Here is a 4,351-nt window from a genome sequence, read left to right as displayed (position 1 = left end):
ATCTTCCATATTTTTTGCAGGACTGATTATTAAATTGTCATTAATCAAAAATTTTTCTGGCATTTCTATATTGAAATCTCCAACATGATTTTGGGGATTAGTAACAAATCCTGTTAAAGCAGAAACAGCTGCAACTTCTGGACTTGCTAGATATACATTAGCAGATATAGTGCCTGACCTTCCTTTGAAATTTCTATTAAAGGTTCTTAAAGAAACTCCATTGGTATTAGGAGATTGGCCCATACCGATACAAGGCCCACATCCAGACTCCAGTATTCGGGCACCTGATGAAATAAGTTTTGCTAAAGCTCCATTTTCAGCTAACATATTCAACACTTGCTTAGAACCAGGGGAAATAACCAAAGAAACATTCTCAGCTATAGTTTTCCCTTCTAATATCTTTGCTACCTTCATCATATCCACATAAGAAGAATTGGTACAACTTCCTATGGCTACCTGATCTACCTTTATATTTTCCATTTCCATTACAGGTACTACATTATCTGGACTATGGGGGCAAGCTATTAAGGGCACTAATTGTTCTAAATCTATAACTATAATTTCATCATAATGTGCATTTTCATCAGCTTCTATTTTAGTATAATCTTCTTTTCTTCCCTGGGCTTTCAAAAACCTATACGTCACCTCATCAGATGGAAAAATTGAAGTAGTAGCACCTAATTCTGCTCCCATATTAGTTATAGTTGCTCTTTCAGGTACAGATAAAGTTTTAATACCTTCACCCGTATATTCAAATATTTTATTTAATCCCCCTTTAACCTTATATCTTCTTAAAACCTCTAATATAATATCTTTGGCTGATACACCAGTACTTAATCTTCCTTTTAACTCGACTTTTACAATCTGGGGCATGTCAATATAGTAGGCTCCACCAGCCATAGCCACTGCTACATCAAGTCCACCAGCACCAATACTCAACATTCCTAGTCCTCCACCAGTTGGCGTATGGCTATCGGAACCTAGTAAAGTTTCACCAGGTACTCCAAACCTTTCTAAATGGACCTGATGACATATTCCATTTCCAGCCTTAGAAAAGTATATTCCATATTTTTTTGCTATACTTTGTATATATAAATGATCATCTGCATTTTCTGGCCCTGTTTGCAACAAATTATGATCGATATAAGCTACTGATTTTTTAGTCTTCACTTTATCTATACCTAAAGCTTCAAATTGTAAATAAGCCATGGTGCCAGTAGAATCTTGGGTTAAAGTTTGATCTATTCTTAATCCTATTTCCTTACCTTTTTTTAATTCTCCATTTATTAAATGCTTATTAATGATTTTTTCTGCTACTGTTAAACCCATTTATATTCCTCCAGTCCTTGTCTAAATTGCTTTATTTTGTTCATTGTTTAAAATATTAGGAATACATTTAAAAACTAATTCTTTTAATTCATCATTTCTAATATTTGAGGTCCTTCCCTTTGCATATTCATCGTCAATCCATTTTTTTATGGCAATAATTCTAGTATCTTTTTTATCGATTTTGTTTTTATCATCCAATCTAAAATATCCATTAATCCATGCAGCAATCCCAGCTAATCCAGAATAAGAGTTTACCGCTACTAAAGGTGCCCTACCTAAAATTTTCTCCGTATCAAAACTATTATATATCTCTTTGTTTTTAAGCATTCCATCAGCATGAATGCCAGCTCTAGTAACATTGAACTCACTACCTACAAAAGGAGTCCTAGCTGGTACTTTATAATTCAATTCCCTTTCAAAATAATCTGCTATATCTGCAATAATTTTAAGATTCATGCTTTTAGTGTTCCCTTTAATTTGCCCATATTCAAATATCATAGATTCTAAAGGACAATTTCCTGTTCTCTCCCCAATTGCAAATAATGTACTATTTACCGAAGCCCCTCCATATAGCCAAGATGTAGTAGAATTTACAACTACATTATTAAAATCATTATGCCCATGCCATTCTATGGAAGCTGAAGGTACATTACAGTAATATCTTAAACCGTGAATAATAGCAGGCACTGATCGTGGTAATTCTACTCCTACATAAGGTATACCAACGCCTAAAGTATCACAAGCCCTTATTTTTACAGGTATATTATATTTCTTAGATAATTCCATCAAACTTTTAGCTAATGGTACCACAAATCCAAAAAAATCTGCTCTAGTTATATCTTCAAAATGGCATCTTGGAGTAATACCATTTTCCAATGCACTTTCTGCAATAGTCAGATATGTATGGATTGCTTCCTTTCTAGTCATATTTAGTTTATGAAAAATATGATAATCAGAACAGGACATAAGTATTCCAGTTTCCTTTATTCCCATGGATTTCACCAGTTTAAAATCCTCTTTATTTGCTCTAATCCATGAAGTTATTTGTGGAAAATCATATCCTTTTGCCATACATTTCTCTACTGCTTTTCTATCCTTTTCTGAATACAAAAAAAACTCTGTTTGCCTAATAATACCTGACCCATTGTCCAATTCATGAAGATAGTCAAATATCCTTACCATCTGGTCTACTGTCATAGCTTCCATAGACTGTTGTCCATCTCTAAAAGTTGTGTCTGTAATCCATATATCCTCTGGAATTTCCATAGGTAATTGGATATTGTTAAATTTAATCTTTGGAATTTCAGAATAAGGAAATACATCCTTAAATAGATTTGGTCTCAAAGTATCGATTACCTTATAATTCATTTGCTACTCCCCCTTAATATTTTTATTTTGCAAGTTTTTGTTTATTTGTTTCATTTTTTTAAATTTTGTCCTTTTCTAGCAACTTTGATAAATTAATTCAACAAACTAGTCAATAGTTTTAGCTATTAATCAATTTAACCTTTGTATTTATGTTTTTCACCGGCATTCTTGCATATATTATATATGTGTATTTTAAATTGGAAAATAATAATTGAATTTATTCTAACACAAAGTTAAAATAATAGCAATATGTTTTTGCAAGTTTTTATTTTTTTCTTGCATTTATTTGTTTTTTATCATTACATCAAAGTAAAGGGGATTAAAAATAATAGTTTTTTACAAATTAAAAACATCTTCTAATTAGAAGATGTTTTTAATTTATTCAATATTTTTTCCAACTCATCTATATACTTTCCATACTCAGCCCAATTACCTTCTTGGGATGCTTCTTTTGCATTGTTGAATAGTTCGGTGGCTTTTTTAATTAGTTCCATTGTGCTTTCGTCGACTATTTCTTCAGGAGTTTTTTCTTGTTCTGTATCATCTTCTATGTCTTCTTCTTGGATAGGTTCAGCCTCTATTTCTGTTTCTCCAAATATTTTTGTCAGTGCCTCGTCTAAACTTTTAGCCATAATCATATCATCTCTGAAAGCCACTATGACCCTTTTCATTTCTGGAAGACTATTTTCATTATCTGCCTGTAGATATATAGGTTCTACGTATAATAATGAATTTTCAATAGGCACTATTATTACATTTCCTCTCAATACTTTAGAACCTTGTTGGCTCCATAAAGTTAATTGTTCAGATATATCAGTATTTTGATCTATCCGTGATTCTATCATCAATGGGCCATCAATAGTTTTTCCCTTTGGAAATTTATAAATAAATAGTTTTCCATAATCATCACCATCATTCCTAGCTACAAACAAGGAAGACATATTTGGTTTAGTTTTTGGTGTATAAGGTACAGTTAACAAAAATTCGACAAAATCCTCTTCAGGAAGTTTGAACATCAAGTAGGTAGGTTCTACTGATTGAACTGACTCCATATACTTTTCTTGAGCTATATCCCATAAATCTTCCTCATTATAAAATACCATAGGATTACTTACATGGTAGGTTTTATACATATCTGCTTGTATATTAAACAATGTAGTTGGATACCTAGTATGTTCCATTATTCCTGAAGGCATTTCAGACTTATCTAAAAATAAATTTGGAAATATCTTTCTATAAGTTTGAATTAATGGATCTGTTTCATCAAATATATAATATTTTACATCACCATTATATGCGTCTACTACAACCTTCACTGAATTCCTTATATAATTTAAATTAATCTCTTCAGAAAAAGGCTTTGAATACGGATATTTATCACTAGCTGTATATCCATCTATAATCCAATATAATCTTCCATCATCTTGATTTAGAACAATATAAGGATTGTCATCATATTCAATAAATGGAGCAATTTTTCTTATTCGTTCATTTATATTTCTATACATTATTATTCTACTATCAGAATTTACATTGTTAGATATTAATATCTTTATACTCTTTTGCTTTATTGCATATAATAACCGGTTGATACCACCAAGCTCAATTCCAGCGTTCCCTTCATATATAGTCTCTTTGTTGTCTGACCCTTCTG

At 31.5% G+C, this 4,351-nt stretch carries 3 protein-coding genes; all 3 read right to left on the bottom strand.

Annotation, left to right across the window (positions count from 1 at the left end; all coding sequences use genetic code 11):
• Positions 1-1,329: aconitate hydratase (locus tag VK998_RS02060; RefSeq protein WP_325224931.1), on the bottom strand; the 1,329-nt coding region annotated here is incomplete at its 3' end.
• Between the two features lie 21 nt (positions 1,330-1,350).
• Complete coding sequence (locus VK998_RS02055; protein WP_325224929.1) at positions 1,351-2,697, bottom strand: beta/alpha barrel domain-containing protein; 1,347 nt, start codon at positions 2,695-2,697, stop codon at positions 1,351-1,353.
• A 356-nt stretch (positions 2,698-3,053) separates the two neighbouring features.
• On the bottom strand, positions 3,054-4,351 hold a 1,298-nt coding region (locus tag VK998_RS02050; protein ID WP_325224927.1), incomplete at its 5' end, for a UPF0182 family protein.

Source organism: Schnuerera sp. (genome assembly GCF_035459645.1).
GTDB lineage: Bacteria > Bacillota > Clostridia > Tissierellales > Tepidimicrobiaceae > Schnuerera.
Note: the sequence above shows the minus strand (reverse complement) of the source record. Positions and strands in the feature narration are given on the sequence as shown.

What these genes read in the sequence shown, in the direction of transcription:
- VK998_RS02055 (WP_325224929.1), bottom strand. Translation starts at nt 2,697, where the DNA reads ATGAATTATAAGGTAATCGATACTTTGAGACCAAATCTATTTAAGGAT.